Here is an 18,058-nt window from a genome sequence, read left to right on the forward strand (position 1 = left end):
CACGGGGTGTGGGCAAGCGCCGACGGCGCCCTCAGCCCGCCCCGCGCCGCGCCCGGTTCAGCGTGCGATAGACGGTGGCCCGGCTGATGCCCAGCGCACGCGCCGCCTCGGCCACGTTGCCGCGCGCGTCGTCCACGGCCCGGCGGATCAGCGCGGCCTCGACGTCGCGCAGGCGTGGCAACCCCGGTGCAACTTGCACCGGCGGGGGTGCCGATCGCTGCGCGCCGTGGGCCAGCTGCGGCCTGGCCTGCACGCGCAGGCCCGACCACAGCGGCACCTCCATCACCGAATCGCCGCGGCGTGCCGCATCGAACAGCATCTCGGGCGGCAGCGCGAAGAGTTCCTGGCAATGCGGGGCCGGATGATGGCCCGGCGGCTGGTGCAGCATCTGGCGCGCCACGGTGTTGGCGCCCGTCACGCGGCCGTCGGCATCGATGCACAGCAGGCCTTCATTGCCCGGCCCGCCGCCGTAGCCCGGCCAGTTCAGGTGCAGCAGCAGCGTGCAGGGATGGGCGAGCACCAGCGCGTTCTCGATGTGGCGCGCCGACAGCACGGCCAGGTGACGAAGCTCGGGCCGCTCGACCACCTGCACGCCGGTCAGGTCGAGCATGCCGATGCAGTCGCCGGCCGGGCCGAACAGCGGTGCGCCGGCGCAGCTGTAGATGCTGGTGTCGTCGAAGAAGTGCTCGCCGCGATGCAGCCAGACGGAGTCGCGCTCGGCCAGCGCGGCGCCGATGGCGGTGGTGCCGACCGCACGTTCCGACAGGTCGACGCCCACGCGCGCGATATCGCGCGCATGGCGGGCCGTGGCCTCGCTGCCGCCGGGCAGGGCGCCGACCTCGATCACGATGCCGTCGGCGTCGGTCAGGATCGCGAAGTAGCGCGTGTCGGCAATCGCGCGCGACAGGCTGGCCAGCACCGGCCGCGCGGCCGAGAGCAGGCCGCGGTTGCGTTCGGCGACGCGCCGGGCGGCCTGGCGCGTCACGGGGTCGAAGCCGACGCGCTGCTGCGGCCGGTGGCCCGCCGCCAGGCAGCGCTGCCACGATCGCAGCAGCCACGGCTCGACGCGTGCGCCGTGTGCGCCGACGGACTCCCCGTCGATCCACGCGCGGCGCGCCTGGGCGATGGCGAGGGAGCGCTCGGGCAGGTGCAGGGAAGGCAGGCTCATCGTGTTCGTGGCGTCTTGGTGGCGCGTTCTTGGTGTGCCGATCGACTGACTGCGGGCTGACCACCGGGCGGCGCGTCGTTCGAGTTCGTCAAGCGGGTGTGATGTTTCATTTTGAGAATTTCAAGACCGGCCTGCAAGCGCCTAGGGTTTTGCCTAGGATGCCGCCCCAGGGCGGCGTCCACCATTCGATTTGCTCAGCCATCACCAATCCATGGAGACAGCCACATGCAGGTTACCTTCACCGTCAACGGCCGCGAGGCCACGGTCGACGCGCCGCCCAACACCTTTCTCGTGCACGCGATTCGCGAGCACCTTCACCTGACCGGTACCCACGTCGGCTGCGACACCGCGCAGTGCGGTGCGTGCACGGTCCACGTCGACGGCCGCGCGGTCAAGTCCTGCAACGTGCTGGTCGGGCAGATGGCCGGCCGCAAGATCACCACCATCGAGGGCATCGCCGAAGCCGACGGCACCATGCACCCGATGCAGGCCGCCTTCAAGGAGTGCCATGGCCTGCAATGCGGCTTCTGCACGCCGGGCATGGTGATGAGCGCCATCGACCTGTGTACCCACCACCCCAAGGCCAGCGAGGCCGAGGTGCGCGAGCTGCTCGACGGCAACCTGTGCCGCTGCACCGGCTACCAGAACATCGTCAAGGCCGTCATCCAAGGTGGCGAGGCCATGTCGGCCGCGCCCGCCAAGGCCGCGGCCACCGCCTGAGGAGACGAGCCATGGGTGCACCCGACTTCGCGAAGCTGCCGCACATCGGCGAGGCTCTCAAGCGCAAGGAAGACTACCGATTCCTGACCGGCGCGGGCCAGTACACCGACGACGTGAACCTGGCCAACCAGAGCCACGCCGTGTTCCTGCGTTCGCCCCACGCGCACGCGAACATCAAGTCGATCGACATCGCGGCGGCGCAGAAGATGCCCGGCGTGGTCGGCATCTTCAGCGGCAAGGACATCGACGGCAAGATGGGCGGGCTGCCCTGCGGCTGGCTCATCAACAACCCCGACGGTTCCCCGATGAAGGAGCCGCCGCACCCGATCCTCGCCATCGGCAAGGTGCGCTACGTGGGCGACCACGTCGCCATGGTCGTGGCCGACACCGTGGAGCAGGCCAAGAACGCCGCCGAGGCGATCGTGGTCGAGTACGAGGAACTGCCCGCGCTCGTGAACGTGGCCGATGCCGCGAAGAAGGCCGGCGGCGTCACGCTGCACGAGGCCGCGCCCGACAACCAGTGCTACAAGTGGGCGCTGGGCGACAAGGCCGCGGTCGATGCCGTGTTCGCCAAGGCCGCGCACGTGACCAAGCTCGACCTGGTGAACAACCGCCTGGTGCCCAACCCGATGGAGCCGCGCGTTGCCATCGGCAGCTACGCCCGCGGCACCGACGAGTACACGCTCTACGTCGCCAACCAGAACCCGCACGTCGAGCGCCTGCTCATGACGGCTTTCGTGCTGGGCCTGCCCGAACACAAGGTGCGCGTGATCGCGCCCGACGTGGGCGGCGGCTTCGGCTCCAAGATCTTCCTGTACGCCGAGGACGTGGCGCTCACCTGGGCGTCGAAGCAGCTCAACCGCAGCATCAAGTGGACCGGCGAGCGTTCGGAGTGCTTCCTGTCCGATGCGCACGGCCGCGACCACGTGAGCCATGCCGAGATGGCGATGGACAAGGACGGCAAGTTCCTGGCCATGCGGGTGCACACCGACGCCAACCTGGGCGCCTACCTGTCGACCTTCTCGACGGCGGTGCCGACCATCCTCTACGCCACGCTGCTGGCCGGCCAGTACACCACGCCGCAGATCTATGTGGAGGTCGATGCCTGGTTCACCAACACCGCGCCGGTCGATGCCTACCGCGGGGCAGGGCGGCCCGAGGCCACGTACCTGCTCGAGCGTCTGGTGTCGCGCTGCGCCTGGGAAATGAACCAAGGACAGGACGAGATCCGCAAGCGCAACTTCATCACCGAGTTCCCCTACCAGACGCCGGTGGCGCTGCAGTACGACACGGGCGACTTCCACGCCTCGATGGACAAGGCGAAAAACCTGGCCGAGGTGGCAGGCTTCGCCGAACGCAAGAAGGCGACCGAGGCCGCGGGCAAGCTGCGCGGCATCGGGTATTCGAGCTACATCGAGGCCTGCGGCATCGCGCCGTCGAACATCGCGGGTGCGCTGGGTGCGCGCGCGGGCTTGTTCGAATGCGGCGAGATCCGCGTGCATCCGACCGGCAGCGTCACCGTGTTCACCGGCTCACACAGCCACGGCCAGGGCCACGAGACCACTTTCGCGCAGGTGGTGGCGGCGCGCCTGGGCATCCCGGTCGACAACGTCGACGTGGTGCACGGCGACACCGGCCGCGTGCCCTTCGGCATGGGCACCTACGGCTCGCGCTCGATCTCGGTCGGCGGCGCGGCCATCATGAAGGCGCTCGACAAGATCGAGACCAAGGCCAAGAAGATCGCGGCCCACCTGATGGAGGCCAGCGATGCCGACGTGGAGTTCGCCAACGGCGAATTCACCGTCAAGGGCACCGACAAGAAGATCCCCTTCGGCCAGGTGGCGCTGACGGCCTACGTGCCGCACAACTACCCGCTCGACAAGCTGGAGCCGGGGCTCAACGAAACGGCCTTCTACGACCCGACCAACTTCACCTTTCCGGGCGGCACCTACATCTGCGAGGTGGAGATCGACAAGGACACGGGCGAGGTCAAGATCGACCGCTTCACCGCGGTGGACGACTTCGGCACCATCATCAACCCGCTGATCGTCGAAGGCCAGGTGCACGGCGGCATCGTGCAGGGCCTGGGCCAGGCGCTGATGGAGAACTGCGTCTACGACAAGGAAAGCGGCCAGCTGCTCACCGGCAGCTTCATGGACTACGCCATGCCGCGCGCGGGCGACTTCCCGAACTTCAAGATCGACACCACCTGCACGCCCTGCACGCACAACCCCTTGGGCACCAAGGGCTGCGGCGAGGCCGGCGCCATCGGCTCGCCGCCTGCGCTGATCAACGCGGTGCTCGACGCGCTGGCGCCGCTGGGCGTCAAGGACTTCGACATGCCGGCGTCGCCGCACCGCGTGTGGGAAGCCATTCACAACGGCCGCACCAGCGCGACGCAAGAACCGCAGGAGCCCGCGCTGACCGCGAGCACCCAGGGCCGTCCGGCAGCCTGAACAGGAGGAACACGACATGTACGCATTCACCCTCGAACGTCCTGCCTCCGTGGCCGACGCGGCCAAGCTGGCCGCGGCCGGCGGCAAGCCGCTGGCCGGTGGCCAGACCCTGCTCGCGTCGATGAAGCTGCGGCTCGCAGCGCCGGAGCAGCTGGTCGACCTCGGCAGCATCAAGGAACTCGCCGGCATCAAGAAGGAAGGCAATGCCTTCGTGATCGGTGCCATGACCCGGCACCTCGACGTGGGCGCCAACGCGGAGATCAAGTCCGCCTTTCCCGCGCTGGCCTGGCTGGCCGATCACATCGGCGACCGGCAGGTGCGGGCCATGGGCACCATCGGTGGCTCGCTGGCCAACAACGATCCCTCGGCCTGCTACCCGAGCGCGGTGCTGGGCTCGGGTGCCACGGTGGTCACCAACAAGCGCGAGATCGCGGCCGACGACTTCTTCCAGGGACTGTTCACTACCGCATTGGAAGACGGCGAACTGATCACCGCGGTGCGTTTTCCGATCCCGAAGAAGGCGGCCTACGAGAAGCTGCGGCAGAAGGCGTCGCACTTCCCGCTGGTCGGCATCTTCGTGACGCAGGGCAGCGGTGAGGGCGGCGGCGTGCGCGTGGCCGTCACCGGCGCGGGCAACGGCGTGTTCCGCCACAAGGGCCTGGAAGACGCGCTGACCCAGAGCTTCACGCCCGAGGCCGCGGCCGGCGTGAAGATCGACGCCGGCGACCTGAACAGCGACCTGCATGCCAGTGCCGCCTACCGCGCCAACCTGATCAGCGTGCTGACGCAGCGAGCGGTGCGAAAGGCCTTGGGCTAAGCTCGCTCGGATGACCGACGCCACGCCCGCAACGAACTCCCCGTTCCCCACCATCGACGCGGTCGTGCAGGCGCTGCAAGGCGCCGGCTACTTCGCCGACCGGCGGCTGGCGACGGCGGTGTTCCTCGCCCTGCGCCTGCAGCGCCCGCTGCTGCTGGAGGGCGAGCCGGGCGTGGGCAAGACCGAGCTGGCGAAGGCGCTGTCCAAGGCGCTTCGTCGCGAACTGCTGCGCCTGCAGTGCTACGACGGCCTCGAGCAGCGCGAGGCGCTCTACGAGTGGAACTACGCGGCGCAGCTGCTGCACATGCGTGCGGCCGAGGCCCATGGCGCGGTGCGCGACGTCGAGGCCGAGGTCTACCAGCCGCACTACCTGATCCGCCGCCCGCTGCTGCAGGCCCTGCAGGCGCCGGCGCCCGGCGCGGTGCTGCTGATCGACGAGGTCGACCGCGCCGACGAGCCTTTCGAGGCCTTCCTGCTCGAGTACCTGGGCGAGTACCAGGTCAGCATTCCGGAGCTGGGCACGGTGCGCGCAATCGTGCCGCCGGTGACGCTGCTGACCAGCAACCGCACGCGCGAGCTCAACGACGCGGTGAAGCGCCGTTGCCTCTACCACTGGCTGGACTACCCCGAGCGCGAACGTGAACTGGCCATCGTGCGCGCCCAGGTGCCGGGCGCGAGCCAGACGCTGTCGGACCAGGTCGCGAGCTTCGTCGCGCGCCTGCGCAGCGCGCCATTCGCCGACGCCTTCCAGCGCGCACCCGGCATCGCCGAGAGCGTGGAATGGGCCCGTGCGCTGATCGCGCTGGACACGCTGGAACTCGACCCCGAGATCGTGGTCGACACCGCCGGCATCCTCTTCAAGCAGCGCGACGACGTGGCCGCGCTCACGCACGAACTCGCCGCCGAACTGCTCCGGCCCGAGGAGGAGGGCACGCGGTGAGCGTCCAGCAACTGGGCGACGCGCGACGCGGCAAGCTGGCCGACAACATGGCCGGCTTCGGCCGTGCATTGCGGCGTGCCGGCGTGCGAACGGATTCGGCCCGCATCGCGTTGGCGGCCGAGGCGGCCACGCTGGTCGGCGTGGAAAGCCGTCTCGACCTGTCGGCCGCGATGGAGGCCGTGATGATCAGCCGCGAGCAGGACCGTGGCGTCTTTCGCGAGCTTTTCGACGCCTGGTTCCGCGACCCCGAGCTGGCCAACAAACTGCTGGCCCAGATGCTGCCCAGCGCCGAAGGCCAGGCCGAGCCCGTGAAGCGCCGCCCGCGCGTGCGCGAAGCCCTGGCCGCGCCGCGCGCGCCCATGCAGGCGCCGCAGAACGAGCGCGAGGTGGAGTTCGATGCCGCGATGACGGCCAGCGACCGCCAGCGCCTGCACCACGCCGACTTCAACGCGTTGGGCGCGGCCGAATACCGGCTGGTCGAGCGCCTGGCGCGCGACGTCGCGCTGCCGGTGCCCACCGTGGCCGCGCGCCGTCTGCATGCGGCCGGCAATGCCGGCGCGCATTCGCGCATGAACTGGCCGGGCGTGTGGCACGAGGCGGCCCGCACCGGCGGCGAGATCATGCGGCTGCCGCGGCTGGCCCGGCGCAAGCAGCCCTTGCCCTTGCTGGTGCTGGTCGACGTCTCGGGCTCCATGGAACGCTACGCGCGTTTGTTGCTGGCCTTCTTGCATGCGGCCACGCGGCGGGCCGGCCGGCGCGACGTGTTCGCCTTCGGCACCCAGTTGACCGACCTCACGCCGGCCTTCCGCATCGCCGACACCGACGCCATGCTGGCCGCGGCCGGCGTGGCGATCGCCGACTTCGCCGGCGGCACGCGGCTGGGCGGCTCGCTGACCGAATTGCGCCGGCAGCATGCCCGCCGCCTGAGCGGCCGCCGCACGCTGGTGCTGGTGATCAGCGACGGGCTGGACACCGGCGAGCCCGAAGTGCTGGAGCACGAACTGCTGTGGCTCAAGCGCCATGCGCGGCGCGTGCTGTGGCTCAACCCGCTGATGCGCTATGAAGGCTATGCCCCGCTCGCGCGCGGGGCCGCCGTGCTGCACCGGCATGCGGACGCGATGCTCGCGGTCCACAATCTCAGCGCACTCGAAGAATTGGCATCGAGCCTGGCCGCGCTGATGCGCCGCGGACGCTGATCCGACGAACCCAGAGAACCAAGAAGGACACCACCATGGAAATGCTCGGCAACCGCCGGCTCGGCATCACGCAGCAGCAGGCCTGGGAAGCGCTCAACGATCCCGAGACGCTCAAGAAATGCATTCCCGGCTGCGACAAGTTCGAGCCGGCCGGCGACAACCAGTACACCGTGGCGCTGGCGGTCAAGATCGGCCCGGTGTCGGCCAAGTTCAACGGCAAGGTGGCGCTGGCCGACATCACGCCGCCCGACAGCTACCGGCTGTCTTTCGAGGGGCAGGGCGGTGTGGCCGGCTTCGCCAAGGGCTCGTCGAGCGTCACGCTCAAGCCGGTGGCCGACAGCGAGGGCGCGGCCTGCGACCTCGACTACACCGTGCAGGCCCAGGTGGGCGGCAAGATCGCCCAGCTGGGGCAGCGGCTGATCGACGGCGCCGCCAAGTCGACCGCCGACGACTTCTTCAAGCGCTTCGAGGCCGAGATGCAGGCGCGCTACGGCCCGCCGCCGGCCGCAGCCACCGAAGGCGCAACTGCCGAAGAGCCTGCGGAAAAGCCGGGCGCCATGGCCGGGCTGATGCGCAAGATGGGTTTCGGCAAGAAGGACGACAAGCCCGAAGACGGCGCCGGCGACAAGCCGGCCGAATGAGCGGCAAGTCGATCGACACAGCAATCGAGAAGACGAGCGAGACGGTAGGCGAGACGATGGAAAACCTCGACGTGATGGTGCTGCGCACGCTGCGCGACTGGCGTCTGGCGGGGCAGCGCGCGCTGCTCACGACGGTGGTGCGGACCTGGGGCTCGTCGCCGCGGCCGGTCGGATCGATCATGGCCTTGGCCGAAGACGGCGCCGTGGTCGGCTCGGTGTCGGGCGGCTGTATCGAGGACGACCTGATCGCGCGCCACAGTCGCGCCCACGGCGCGCCGAACGGCATGCCCTCGGGCCCGCCCACGCTGATCAAGTACGGCATCACCGCCGACGAGGCGCACCGCTTCGGGCTGCCCTGCGGCGGCACGCTGGAACTGCTGCTCGAGTTCGACCCCGATGCCGCGTCGCTCGCCGCGCTGGTGGAGCAGCTGGAGCAGGGCCGGCTGATGCGCCGCACGGTGAACCTGGCCGACGGCGCGGTGCAACTGGCCGAGGCCGCCGCACCGGCCGAGCTCACGGTGGACGACCACACGCTGGTCAACACCTTCGGCCCCGAATACCGCATGCTGCTGATCGGCGCGGGCCAGCTGGCCGAGTACCTGTCGACCATGGCCAAGTTCAGCGGCTTCGCGGTGACGCTGTGCGACCCGCGCGCCGAATACCGCACCGCCTGGACCACGCCCGGCGTGACCATCAGCACCGAGATGCCCGACGACGCCGTGCAGGCCTTCAAGCCCGACCGCCGCAGCTGCGTGGTCGCGCTGACGCACGACCCCAAGCTCGACGACCTGGCCCTGCTCGAGGCGCTGGACAGCGAGGCCTTCTACGTCGGTGCGATCGGCTCGCGGCGCAATGCGCTGGCGCGGCGCGACCGCATGATCGAGCACTTCGACCAGACCGACGAATCGCTGGCGCGGCTGCGCGGGCCGATCGGCATCTACGTGGGAAGCAAGACCCCACCCGAGATCGCGGTCAGCGTGATGGCGGAAATCCTGGCGGTGAAGAACGGCGTGACGCTGCCGCGCGAAATGGAAGTGGCCGTGGCCAAGGCGGCTGTCGCAAGCTGAGCCGGCGAACCGGGCACATGGGCAAGGCCCCGGCGCTTGCGCCCTTCGGCGTGGCGCCCCTCAGCGTTTGCGCAGCCCGGCCAGGAAGGTGGTGCTTCGCCCGAAGGCGCGCTGCATGTCCTTCGATTCGCGGGCCTCTTCGCGAGCCCGCGACAGGATGAAGGTGCCGGCCGCTGCGGTGAGGCATGCGCCGGTGGCGATCAGGAGTCCGGTGTAGGAACCCAGCCACCAGGCGGCGGCGGGGACGGCGATGCTGGCAAGAAGAAGTAAGGCGCGCATGCCCCGCAAGTTAGCAGACGCAGCGTGAAGTGCCCGTGAACTAGTTCGCGAAACCGGCGCCCGACCTTGGAACTCATTCGGCCGTGCCGGCCGGCGCGGGCGGAGGTGCGTCGAGCAGTTGGGCCAGGAGCGGCGTCAGCGCGTGCATGTCCAGGGTCGGTGCCTGCGCCTGCGCTTGCCCCGGCGGCGGCATCAGGCCTCGCGCGAAGCCGTGCGCTTCGAAGCGGCCGAGCAGCGCGGCATCGGCGCTGATGACGTGCACCGGCACGTCCCACGAGGCGCCCGTGCCGCTCACGCCGGCCAGCGGTTGATGGTCGCCGATCACGATGGTCAGCAGCGTTCGGGGCGCGCGGCGGCCCAGGTAGTCGCCCAGCCAATCGAAGGTGTAGCCAAGGGACTCGAGGTAGGCCGGAACGACTTCCTGCCAGCCGGCGGGCTTGGCCTGTGCCGTCGCGAGTTCGTCAGGCGAGTAGGCATCGGGGCCGAGCAGACGGTCCCAATCGGCCAGGTAGGGCGGCAGCGGGCGGAAGGGCGCGTGGCTCGCCAGCGTCGGAAAGACGATGAAGCGCGGCGCGCGCGTGCCGGGCGGCTGCGCCAGCTCCTGCGCGTGCAGCAGCGCCATCGAGGCCTGGTCGGGCACGCGCCAGTAGCCGAAAGCGGCGCCTCGGTAGCCCGTGCGGTCGGCGTCCACGTAGCGGTCGAAGCCGTAGAAGCTGCCCTCGGGCCAGGGACGGTGCAGGCCTGGCATCCAGCTCACGGTGCGCCAGCCGTGGGTCTGGAAGTGGCGCACCAGCGTCGGCCGGTCGGTGGCCAGGAGCAGCTCGTAGGCGCCGGGGTCGTGCGTGTCGACACCGCTCAGCAATGCCGCGTGCGCCAGCCAGGAGGCGCCGCCGAAGGTGGGCGAGCGGACGCGGGCCGACACCACCTGCAGGCCGCCGGCGGCCAGCGCTTGCGCGAAACGCGCGCGGGCGGGTGCCAGGGCCTCGGCCTGCCGTGGGTTGTCGAGCGTGGTGACGCCGTAGGACTCGGCGAACAGCAGCAGCACGTCGGCGTTGTGCAGGCCCGCGAGCCCGACGTTGGCGAATTCGGGGCTGGGCGACAGCTGCGCCTCCGCGCGCCCCGGCATCAGCTGGCCGGCCAGCACCTCGGCCTGGTGCGCGAGGATCGGTGCCACCGGCATCGAGAAGAACCAGCGCGTGTCGCGCCCGCCGATGCCATGCGCCGCGAAGCTGGCGGCGAGCAGCAGGCCGGCCAGCCCGATCGCCGGTCGGATCGCTGGGCGCCGCGGCGGCGAAGCGAGCGCCTGCGCGATGCGGCGCCAGCAGACGAGAGTGAGCCGGTACAGCAGCCAGGGGACGGCCAGCAGCGCCATGGCGCCGAGCGCGAGCTGCCACCCGGCGAGGTCGCCCATTCGCACGACCTCCAGCGCATGGCGGCCGTCCCAGTACAGGTTGATCTGCCGGCCGAACACGGCCGACACCGTCACGTCGAGATAGCGCACCACGATCCAGGCGCTGCTGACGGCGGCCAGCAGGCGCAGCGTGCGCTCGCCGGCCCGGCCGCGCCAGGCGATCCAGGCGGTGAGCGCGAGCAGCGCCATCGCCAGTTCGAAAGACAGCCGCAGGGCGGGCCGGGGCCATAGCCCGGGGCCATGGTTTTCCATCGTCAGCAGCGCGTTCAGCACCACGAACGGCAGCGCGAAGCGCAGCGTCCATGCGGGCCAGGCGCTGGTGTTGGTCATTTGCGCTTGGCTTCGAACTCGATGATGAGTTCCACGTCGTCGCCGACCCAGCCGTTGGCGACCGCGTAGTTCATGCCGTAGGCGCTGCGCTTGAAGCTGCCTCGCGCGGACACGCCCATGGTGTAGGTCTTGTCGATGGGCGAGGCGCCGCTCTTGTTCCAGGTCGCGGTGAGCGTAAGGGGCTGCGAACGGCCCAGCAGCTCGAGCTGGCCCACGATCTCGAACGTGCGGTCGGCAGTGCGCTTGGCGCCGTTCGCGGTGAACACCATGCGCGGAAACTCGGAGCTGTTGAGGAAGTCCGCGCTCTTCAGGTGCCGGTCGCGGCTGGCGAAGTTGCTGAACACGCTTTGCGTGTCGACCTCGATGCGCAGCGCGCCCAGCGTGGCGGTGGCTTCGTCGAAGCTGTAGTTGCCCCGCGCCGCGCGGAACATGCCCAGCACCTTGGCATAGCCGATGTGGTCGACGAGAAACGCCACCGTGATGTGCTCGGGGTCGAGCTCGTAGCGGGCCTGCTCGGCGCGCAGCGGTGTGGCCGTCATCAGGACCAGCAGGGTGGCGAACAGGGCGCGCAAGACGTTCATCTGATGGTCTCCGGGGGAAGATGGCGCCTTTGCATGAGCCAGGCGGTGTCGATGGCGAAAGAGGTGGCGAGCATGATCAGGCTGGCCGCTGCGAGGGCCTGGCTCCACGGCGGCGCGACGGCCGGTGCCAGGCAGAGGATGAGGGCGACGATCTGCTGCACGCACACCGTCTTGCGACGTGTGCTGGGCGGCAGGTCGCGCGCCAGCCAGGGCCAGGGCCGCGCGGCCAGCACGAAGAGGTATCGCATCAGGCCGGCGGCCAACACCCACGCGCCGGCCTTGCCGAACTGCAGCACCAGCAGCGACAGCACCAGCACGAGCATCGCGTCGGTTTCCATGTCGAAGCGGGCACCGAAGGCGCTGGACTGGCCGCTGCGCCGCGCCAGCGGGCCGTCGATCGCGTCGAGCAATGCGGCGATGGCGGCCACCACGGCGACGCTCCAGGCCAGGATGTCGTCCATGGTTTCGCCCACGGCTGCGGCGAGCACGCTGATCAGGGCCAGGCGGGCCAGGGTCACGCGGTTGGCCGGGCCGAAGCGCTGGTTCGGTGCATGCGCCGCCAGGCCGGCGAGCACGAGCGCGAAGCCCGCGGAAAAGGCCAGCAGCGACTTCAAATGGAACCACGGCCCGAGTGCGTCGAGCGCGCCCAGCACCGCGGCCAGCGCGGCGAGCAGCACGACGCAGGGCAGGGCCTCGCGCCATGCGTCGCGCCGCAGCGTGGCGAGCCGCCATGCGCCGGAGCGCTTGTGACCGGGATGACCGGGGGAGGGTCGCGTGAGCATCGCCTTCATTAAGATCGGTGGCCGAACACCAAAGGCCCGCGACGGGCGAGCCATCGGCAAACCACTGCAAGCCGTGTACGAACGCGCCATGCGCATGGATCAATCACGGCCTGCGAGGAAGAGCATGCCAGCAAATCATTCCCGCGTCGCTTCGGGCGACCCCCGGGCCTGCTGGGTCGAAGCGCCGGGTCGCGCCGGCCTGCGGCCGGTGGCGCTCGCTGCGCCGGGGCCCGGCGAGGTGCGCGTGCGTGCGCTGCACAGCGGCATCAGCCGCGGCACCGAACTGCTGGTGTTTCGCGGCGAAGTGCCCGAGAGCGAACACGAGCGCATGCGCGCGCCCTTCCAGGAAGGCGGGTTTCCAGCGCCGGTCAAGTACGGCTATGCGAGCGTGGGCGTGGTGGAGCAAGGACCGCCGCAACTGCTCGGGCGCGCCGTCTTCTGCCTGCATCCGCACCAGAGCCATTACGTGGTGCCGGCGACGGCCGTGCATCCGCTGCCCGACGAACTGCCGCCTGCGCGCGCGGTGCTGGCGGCCAACATGGAAACGGCGGTCAACGCGCTGTGGGATGCCTCGCCGCGGCTGGGCGACCGCATCGCGGTGGTCGGCGCGGGCGTGGTGGGCTTGCTGGTGGCCTGGCTGGCCGGGCGCATGCCGGGATGTGCGGTGCAGGTGGTCGACACGAATCCCGAACGGCGATCGATTGCCGAACGGCTCGGCGTCGGGTTCGCGACGCCTGAGGCTGCTGCACCCGATACCGACCTCGTCGTGCACGCCAGCGGCAGCGCCGAGGGCCTGGCGACCGCGCTGGGCCTCGCGGCCTTCGAGGCCACCGTGCTCGAAATGAGCTGGTACGGCCGCCGCGCCGTCGCCGTGCCGCTGGGCGAAGCCTTTCACGCGCGCCGGCTCACGCTGCGCAGCTCGCAGGTGGGCCAGGTGGCCACGGCGCAGCGGTCGCGCTGGAGCCATGGACGCCGCATGGGGCTGGCGCTGTCGCTGTTGTGCGATCCTGCGCTGGATGTGCTGCTGACCGACACCGCGCCCTTCAACGAACTGCCGGCCGTGCTCGCGCGCCTGGCCGCAGGCTCGGCCCACACCTTGTGCCATCGCATCGACTATCCCTGAGAAATTTTTCGGAGCTCGCCATGTACAGCGTCAACGTTCGCGACCATTTCATGATTGCCCACAGCTTCCGCGGCGAGGCTTTCGGCCCGGCGCAACGCCTGCACGGCGCCACCTACGTGGTGGACCTGGAGTTCCGTCGCGACGAACTCGACGCCGACGGCATGGTGGTCGACATCGCGCTGGCCACCGACGTGCTCAAGCAGGTGCTGGCCGAGTTCAACCTGCGCAATCTCGACGACGACCCCGCCTTCGCGGGCCGCAACACCACCACAGAGTTCATGGCACGCGTGGTCTTCGACCGGGTCGCGGCGCGCATCGCGGCCGGCGAACTGGGGCCGCATGCGAGCGGGCTGTCGGGCCTGCGCGTGCGGCTCAATGAATCGCACGTGGCCTGGGCCGCCTACGAAGGCGCGCTTTGACGGACGCACCCCCACGCTGCAGCTTCCTGGTGCCGGGTGATCTGGGCACGCGCACGGGTGGCTATGCCTACGATCGGCGGATCATCGCCGGCTTGCGTGCGCTGGGCTGGGCGGTGGACGTGCAGGGGCTGGGGGACGGATTTCCGTCGCCCGGGGCGGCCGCGCAAGCGCAGGCCGCGCGTGTGATCGAAGGGCTGCCCGACGGTGCGCTCGCGGTCGTCGACGGGCTGGCGTTCGGCGTGCTGCCGGAGCTGGTGCGGCAGCATGCCCGGCGGCTCTGCTGGATCGCGCTGGTTCACCATCCGCTGTCGCTGGAAACGGGGCTCGATGCGGAACGGCAGCGCGCGTTGTTCGACAGCGAGCGCGCGGCGCTGGCGCTGGCGCGCGGTGTGATCGTGACGAGTCCCTCCACGGGAAGTGCGCTTGCGGACTTCGGCGTCGAGCCGCAGCGCGTCGCGGTGGTCGAGCCGGGCACCGAGCCTGCGCCGTTGTCGGTCGGGTCCGGCGGCGAGGCGCTTTCGCTGCTCTGCGTGGCGACCGTCACGCCGCGCAAGGGGCACCTGCTGCTGGCCGAAGCGCTGGCGGGCTTGAAGGACCGGCCCTGGGTGCTGCATTGCGCCGGCAGCTTGACCATGGACGAAGCTTGCGCGGCGGCCCTCGTGCAGGCCATCGATCGGCATGGCCTGCAGCAGCGCGTGGTGCTGCATGGCGAGCAGGACGAGGCGGGCCTTCGTGCGCTGTATGCCACGGCCGATGCCTTCGTTCTGCCCTCCTTCCACGAAGGCTACGGCATGGCATTGGCCGAGGCGCTGGCGCATGGCCTGCCGGTGATCAGCACGCGTGCCGGGGCGATACCGGACACGGTGCCCGCGGACGCCGGCATGCTCGTCGCGCCCGGCAGCCTGGATGAGCTGCGCGCCGCACTGCAGCAATTGATGGACGACGGCAAGTGGCGCGCGCGACTGAGTGCGGGCGCGCGCGTGGCGCGAATGAATCTGCCGACCTGGGCGACCCGCAGTGCGCGCTTTGCTGCCGCGCTTGGCGCGTTCGCGGGGCAGCCGGGTAGACCATGAGCGGCTTCAGCGCCGATTGGCTGGCCCTGCGCGAGCCCTTCGACATCGCGGCCCGCGCCGAGTCGGCTGCGGCGTTCGACCTGCGCGGCATGGCCGATCGCATGCGCGGCGGTGCGAAGGCCTTGAGCGTCGTGGACCTGGGCTGCGGCACCGGCGCCAACTTGCGCGCGCTCGCGCCGCGGCTGGGTGGGTCGCAGCGCTGGCTGCTCGTCGACCATGATCCGAAGCTCCTGGCGGCGCTGCCCCGTGTGATCGGCGGCTGGGCGCGTGCGCAGGGGTTGGTGCTGCGCGCCGGCGATGCGCAACTGCATGTCGAAGGTGCGGGCTGGGACGCCGAGATCCGCTGGCTTCAGGCCGATCTCGTCGGTGCGCTCGACACCGTGTCTTTGGTTGCCGCGCAGCTCGTCACGGCTGCCGCGCTGCTGGACTTGGTGTCCGCACCGTGGCTCCGGGACTTGTTCGAGCGCGTGCGTCGAGCGAACGCCGCCGTGTTCTTCGCGCTCGACGTCGACGGGCGCCTGGATTGGTATCCGGCGCTCGAACACGACGCCGAGGTGCACGCGCTGTTCGCCGCACATCAGCGGCGCGACAAGGGCTTCGGTCCGGCGCTGGGCGGTGAGTCGTCCTCCACGGCCGCCGCCCTGCTCGAAGCCATGGGCTACGGTGTGGCGCAGGCCCGCAGTGATTGGCATATCGACAGCGGCCCCATGCTGGCGTCGATGATTCAGGGCATTGCTTCCGCAGCGCTCGAGCAAATGCCGGGCGCGGCGCCCGTGGTCGACGCCTGGCGTGCGCAGCGTTCGGCGTCGCCGCAAAGCCGCCTGTGCGTGGGTCACCTGGATCTTCTGGCAGTGCCTTGATCTGAGGCTGCACCGCTCGTGCCGCAGTCGGCCCGATCACGGTGCCGTCGGCGCGACGCATTCCAAATGCGGCCAATGCAATCGCGGGCCGCGCAATCCGTTGCATTGATCACGCTCGGCAAGGCCTATGCCGGCAGATTCTTACCTTTTGTCGCGATCCCTCAGGCGACCGACCCCGGCTCATAACAATCGGCCCCGCTGCGAAGGCTGTACTTCGTTCCAAAAGGGGTCGCTCCATGTTCAAGCAAATCACCTATCTCGTCGTCTCGACATTGTTCCTGTCGTTGCTGCTGAGTGTCTGTGGTGCGGATGGCATCGGCACCCCCTTGGTATCGGACCTACATGCCCCCGCCTCGGGGAGCGAGTCGACCCAGCTACTCCTGAGCGACGCCGGTAGTTAAGCCGGCTTTTTCGTTTTTCCGCGTACCACTCTTCACCAACCACGAGCCATCTTCATGCCTTCGTCGAAGTCATCTGCCAACCCTGCCGGCGCCACCCAACAAAAGAAGATCGTCATGACCTCAGGCGGTGGAGGTTCAGCGTCCGAGTCGTCACTCAACGCCGGCTATGTGCCGGTTCGGCAACTGTCCGGCAAGGTGGCGGGCATCTGGGGCGAGGCAGTGCTGCGCGGGCCGGATGGCCAGGAGCGGCAGCTCAAGGTCGGTGACGTCATCAACAAGGGCGACGTCGTTCTCACGAGCCAGAACGGCATCGTGCAGATCGAAGGCTCGCGGCGCTTCGCCGATCCGCTGCCCCAGGTGGTCGCTAAGCCGAACGAGCCCGAGCCGGCCAAGAAGTCGCCTGTCGTCGAGGCACCGCTCAGCGACGACACGCTGCTGCCCGGCATCCGTGTAGAACGCATCTCCGAGGTCACGAAGGCGGGCGCTGGGCTGGCGGAGCTGGCTTCACCCGTCTCACGGCCATCTGCCGAAGTCTCGCTGATCGAGCCCATCGACAGGGCGAATCCCGACACGGTGGCGCTGCTGGAAGACACGTCGGCCACCTTCGACCCGCGCACCAACGACAACTTTTCGTCGGGCAGCGTCGTCGTCCAGACCGTGGCCGGCCAAGTCATCTCCACGGACCGCCCGTTGGTCTTGCCGCAAGGCACCCTGAGCATGAATGCGGACGGCACGCTGAGCTTCACGCCGATCCACGACTTCACCGGCGTCATCACGGTGCCCTACACCGCCGTCGGCAGCGACGGCAAGCAAGGAAACTCGGTCATCACCATCGCGGTGATTCCGGTCAACGACCCGCCCGTGGCAACCGACGACCGCGCGACGGTGGCGGAAGACACCCCCCTCACCCTCGACCTGCTGGGCAACGACCGTGACATCGATGGCGATGTGCTGACCATCGTCGCCATCAACGGCAGCCCGGTCTCCGCCGGCGCCCCGGTGTCGGTAGCCGACGGAGCCGGCCATGTCGTCGGCACCCTGACCCTCAATGCCGACCGCACCGTCACCTTCAATCCGGCAGCCAACTACCATGGCCCGGTCGAGTTCGACTACACCATCAGCGATGGGCACGGCGGAAGCGACACCGCACACGTGGCGATCGATGTCGTATCGGTCGATGACCTGCCGGTTGCTGTCAGCGACAGCTTCGAAACCCCTCAAGGCATGCTTGTCAGCGGCACTGTGGGCGACAACGACATCTTGTCGGGCGACGGCGGCAACGTCTTCGCGCTCGGCGCCGGTCCCGCGAACGGCACCCTCGTCTTCAATGCCGACGGCACTTTCGACTACACGCCGAACGCCAACTACAACGGAGCGGACTCGTTCACCTACACGCTGACCGACGCCGACGGCGACGTGTCGAGCGCGACCGTCAACATTTCGGTCGTTCGCCCCAATGCCATGCCGGTGGCCGTCGACGACACGTTCTCGATGCTCGAGGACGCCGTGTTGACGAATACGTTGGTGGGCAACGACACGCCCAGTGCCGACGGCGGCAACACCTATGCGCTGCATACGGGCGCGGCCAACGGCAATGTGGTGGTGAATGCGGACGGCATCTTTACCTATACCCCGAGGGCCGGTTTCAGCGGTGCGGACTCGTTCAGCTACACGTTGACCGACACGGATGGGGATGTGTCGACGGCGACTGTGAGGGTTGGTGTGGATGCGTTGCCTCGGTTGTCGATCGACAGTCCGCCGGCGGTCAGCGAGGCGGGTGGGTTCGTCGAGTTC

Annotated in this window: 17 protein-coding genes; 12 read left to right on the forward strand and 5 right to left on the reverse strand. The window is 69.6% G+C overall.

The genetic code is table 11. From position 1 onward, the window contains the following. Window positions 1-31 precede the first annotated feature (31 nt). Window positions 32-1,168, reverse strand: a complete 1,137-nt coding sequence (locus B0W80_RS18840) for a helix-turn-helix domain-containing protein (RefSeq protein ID WP_083745492.1) — start codon at window positions 1,166-1,168, stop codon at window positions 32-34. Between the two features lie 225 nt (window positions 1,169-1,393). Here B0W80_RS18840 and B0W80_RS18845 point away from each other — a divergent pair, with 225 nt between their 5' ends. Genes B0W80_RS18845 through B0W80_RS18875 form a run of 7 tightly spaced genes read left to right on the forward strand, consistent with a single transcriptional unit; the run spans window position 1,394 to window position 9,005 of the window. Continuing rightward, entirely contained in the window at window positions 1,394-1,888 is a 495-nt protein-coding gene (locus tag B0W80_RS18845; protein WP_077000685.1) for a (2Fe-2S)-binding protein, read from the forward strand. Between the two features lie 11 nt (window positions 1,889-1,899). Then, window positions 1,900-4,344 (forward strand): xanthine dehydrogenase family protein molybdopterin-binding subunit, encoded by a 2,445-nt coding sequence (locus B0W80_RS18850; RefSeq protein WP_077000686.1) that lies wholly within the window; start codon window positions 1,900-1,902, stop codon window positions 4,342-4,344. A gap of 16 nt (window positions 4,345-4,360) precedes the next feature. Beyond that, window positions 4,361-5,161, forward strand: coding sequence for a xanthine dehydrogenase family protein subunit M (locus B0W80_RS18855; RefSeq protein WP_077000687.1), 801 nt, complete (start codon window positions 4,361-4,363; stop codon window positions 5,159-5,161). 10 nt (window positions 5,162-5,171) lie between these two features. Then, a complete protein-coding gene (locus B0W80_RS18860; protein WP_077000688.1) occupies window positions 5,172-6,101 on the forward strand; it encodes a MoxR family ATPase in 930 nt (309 codons plus the stop codon). Window positions 6,102-6,148: 47 nt separating this feature from the next. Beyond that, window positions 6,149-7,297, forward strand: coding sequence for a VWA domain-containing protein (locus tag B0W80_RS18865; protein ID WP_077000702.1), 1,149 nt, complete (start codon window positions 6,149-6,151; stop codon window positions 7,295-7,297). Between the two features lie 35 nt (window positions 7,298-7,332). After that, window positions 7,333-7,938, forward strand: a complete 606-nt coding sequence (locus B0W80_RS18870) for a CoxG family protein (protein WP_077000689.1) — start codon at window positions 7,333-7,335, stop codon at window positions 7,936-7,938. 56 nt (window positions 7,939-7,994) lie between these two features. Continuing rightward, window positions 7,995-9,005: an XdhC family protein gene (locus B0W80_RS18875; RefSeq protein ID WP_077000703.1), complete on the forward strand. Its 1,011-nt coding sequence runs from the start codon at window positions 7,995-7,997 to the stop codon at window positions 9,003-9,005. A 60-nt stretch (window positions 9,006-9,065) separates the two neighbouring features. Here B0W80_RS18875 and B0W80_RS18880 read toward each other — a convergent pair whose 3' ends face one another. From B0W80_RS18880 to B0W80_RS18895, 4 genes are all read right to left on the reverse strand, one after another. Next, window positions 9,066-9,284, reverse strand: coding sequence for a hypothetical protein (locus B0W80_RS18880; protein WP_077000690.1), 219 nt, complete (start codon window positions 9,282-9,284; stop codon window positions 9,066-9,068). Between the two features lie 73 nt (window positions 9,285-9,357). Further along, the gene (locus B0W80_RS18885) at window positions 9,358-11,025 is read right to left on the reverse strand and encodes a sulfatase-like hydrolase/transferase (protein WP_077000691.1); all 1,668 of its coding nucleotides are present in this window, start codon (window positions 11,023-11,025) and stop codon (window positions 9,358-9,360) included. Further along, window positions 11,022-11,606, reverse strand: coding sequence for a YceI family protein (locus tag B0W80_RS18890; RefSeq protein ID WP_077000692.1), 585 nt, complete (start codon window positions 11,604-11,606; stop codon window positions 11,022-11,024). The genes B0W80_RS18885 and B0W80_RS18890 overlap by 4 nt, the downstream gene beginning before the upstream one ends. Then, a complete protein-coding gene (locus B0W80_RS18895; protein ID WP_083745495.1) occupies window positions 11,603-12,388 on the reverse strand; it encodes a CDP-alcohol phosphatidyltransferase family protein in 786 nt (261 codons plus the stop codon). The genes B0W80_RS18890 and B0W80_RS18895 overlap by 4 nt, the downstream gene beginning before the upstream one ends. Window positions 12,389-12,512: 124 nt before the next feature. Between B0W80_RS18895 and B0W80_RS18900 the strand changes: the two genes are divergently transcribed. From B0W80_RS18900 to B0W80_RS18920, 5 genes are all read left to right on the forward strand, one after another. Beyond that, window positions 12,513-13,511 (forward strand): zinc-binding alcohol dehydrogenase, encoded by a 999-nt coding sequence (locus B0W80_RS18900; protein ID WP_077000693.1) that lies wholly within the window; start codon window positions 12,513-12,515, stop codon window positions 13,509-13,511. Between the two features lie 20 nt (window positions 13,512-13,531). Then, complete coding sequence (locus tag B0W80_RS18905) at window positions 13,532-13,930, forward strand: 6-carboxytetrahydropterin synthase (RefSeq protein WP_077000694.1); 399 nt, start codon at window positions 13,532-13,534, stop codon at window positions 13,928-13,930. Continuing rightward, complete coding sequence (locus tag B0W80_RS18910) at window positions 13,927-15,003, forward strand: glycosyltransferase family 4 protein (RefSeq protein ID WP_077000695.1); 1,077 nt, start codon at window positions 13,927-13,929, stop codon at window positions 15,001-15,003. Before B0W80_RS18905 ends, B0W80_RS18910 begins: the two co-directional genes overlap by 4 nt. Further along, window positions 15,000-15,863, forward strand: coding sequence for a class I SAM-dependent methyltransferase (locus B0W80_RS18915; RefSeq protein ID WP_077000696.1), 864 nt, complete (start codon window positions 15,000-15,002; stop codon window positions 15,861-15,863). The genes B0W80_RS18910 and B0W80_RS18915 overlap by 4 nt, the downstream gene beginning before the upstream one ends. Before the next feature lie 455 nt (window positions 15,864-16,318). Continuing rightward, the coding region (locus B0W80_RS18920; RefSeq protein WP_143684689.1) for an Ig-like domain-containing protein at window positions 16,319-18,058 on the forward strand (1,740 nt) is incomplete at its 3' end.

The sequence above is a fragment of the Variovorax sp. KK3 genome (assembly GCF_001984055.1).
In the GTDB taxonomy this organism is placed as follows: Bacteria; Pseudomonadota; Gammaproteobacteria; order Burkholderiales; family Burkholderiaceae_C; genus Variovorax.

Bases quoted from the DNA above. Each gene is read 5' to 3' on its own strand.
- B0W80_RS18840 (WP_083745492.1), bottom strand. From the start codon at position 1,168: ATGAGCCTGCCTTCCCTGCACCTGCCCGAGCGCTCCCTCGCCATCGCC.
- B0W80_RS18850 (WP_077000686.1), top strand. From the start codon at position 1,900: ATGGGTGCACCCGACTTCGCGAAGCTGCCGCACATCGGCGAGGCTCTC.
- B0W80_RS18845 (WP_077000685.1), top strand. From the start codon at position 1,394: ATGCAGGTTACCTTCACCGTCAACGGCCGCGAGGCCACGGTCGACGCG.
- B0W80_RS18905 (WP_077000694.1), top strand. From the start codon at position 13,532: ATGTACAGCGTCAACGTTCGCGACCATTTCATGATTGCCCACAGCTTC.
- B0W80_RS18860 (WP_077000688.1), top strand. From the start codon at position 5,172: ATGACCGACGCCACGCCCGCAACGAACTCCCCGTTCCCCACCATCGAC.
- B0W80_RS18895 (WP_083745495.1), bottom strand. From the start codon at position 12,388: ATGCTCACGCGACCCTCCCCCGGTCATCCCGGTCACAAGCGCTCCGGC.
- B0W80_RS18870 (WP_077000689.1), top strand. From the start codon at position 7,333: ATGGAAATGCTCGGCAACCGCCGGCTCGGCATCACGCAGCAGCAGGCC.
- B0W80_RS18855 (WP_077000687.1), top strand. From the start codon at position 4,361: ATGTACGCATTCACCCTCGAACGTCCTGCCTCCGTGGCCGACGCGGCC.
- B0W80_RS18885 (WP_077000691.1), bottom strand. From the start codon at position 11,025: ATGACCAACACCAGCGCCTGGCCCGCATGGACGCTGCGCTTCGCGCTG.
- B0W80_RS18890 (WP_077000692.1), bottom strand. From the start codon at position 11,606: ATGAACGTCTTGCGCGCCCTGTTCGCCACCCTGCTGGTCCTGATGACG.
- B0W80_RS18865 (WP_077000702.1), top strand. From the start codon at position 6,149: ATGGCCGGCTTCGGCCGTGCATTGCGGCGTGCCGGCGTGCGAACGGAT.
- B0W80_RS18875 (WP_077000703.1), top strand. From the start codon at position 7,995: ATGGAAAACCTCGACGTGATGGTGCTGCGCACGCTGCGCGACTGGCGT.
- B0W80_RS18900 (WP_077000693.1), top strand. From the start codon at position 12,513: ATGCCAGCAAATCATTCCCGCGTCGCTTCGGGCGACCCCCGGGCCTGC.
- B0W80_RS18880 (WP_077000690.1), bottom strand. From the start codon at position 9,284: ATGCGCGCCTTACTTCTTCTTGCCAGCATCGCCGTCCCCGCCGCCGCC.
- B0W80_RS18915 (WP_077000696.1), top strand. From the start codon at position 15,000: ATGAGCGGCTTCAGCGCCGATTGGCTGGCCCTGCGCGAGCCCTTCGAC.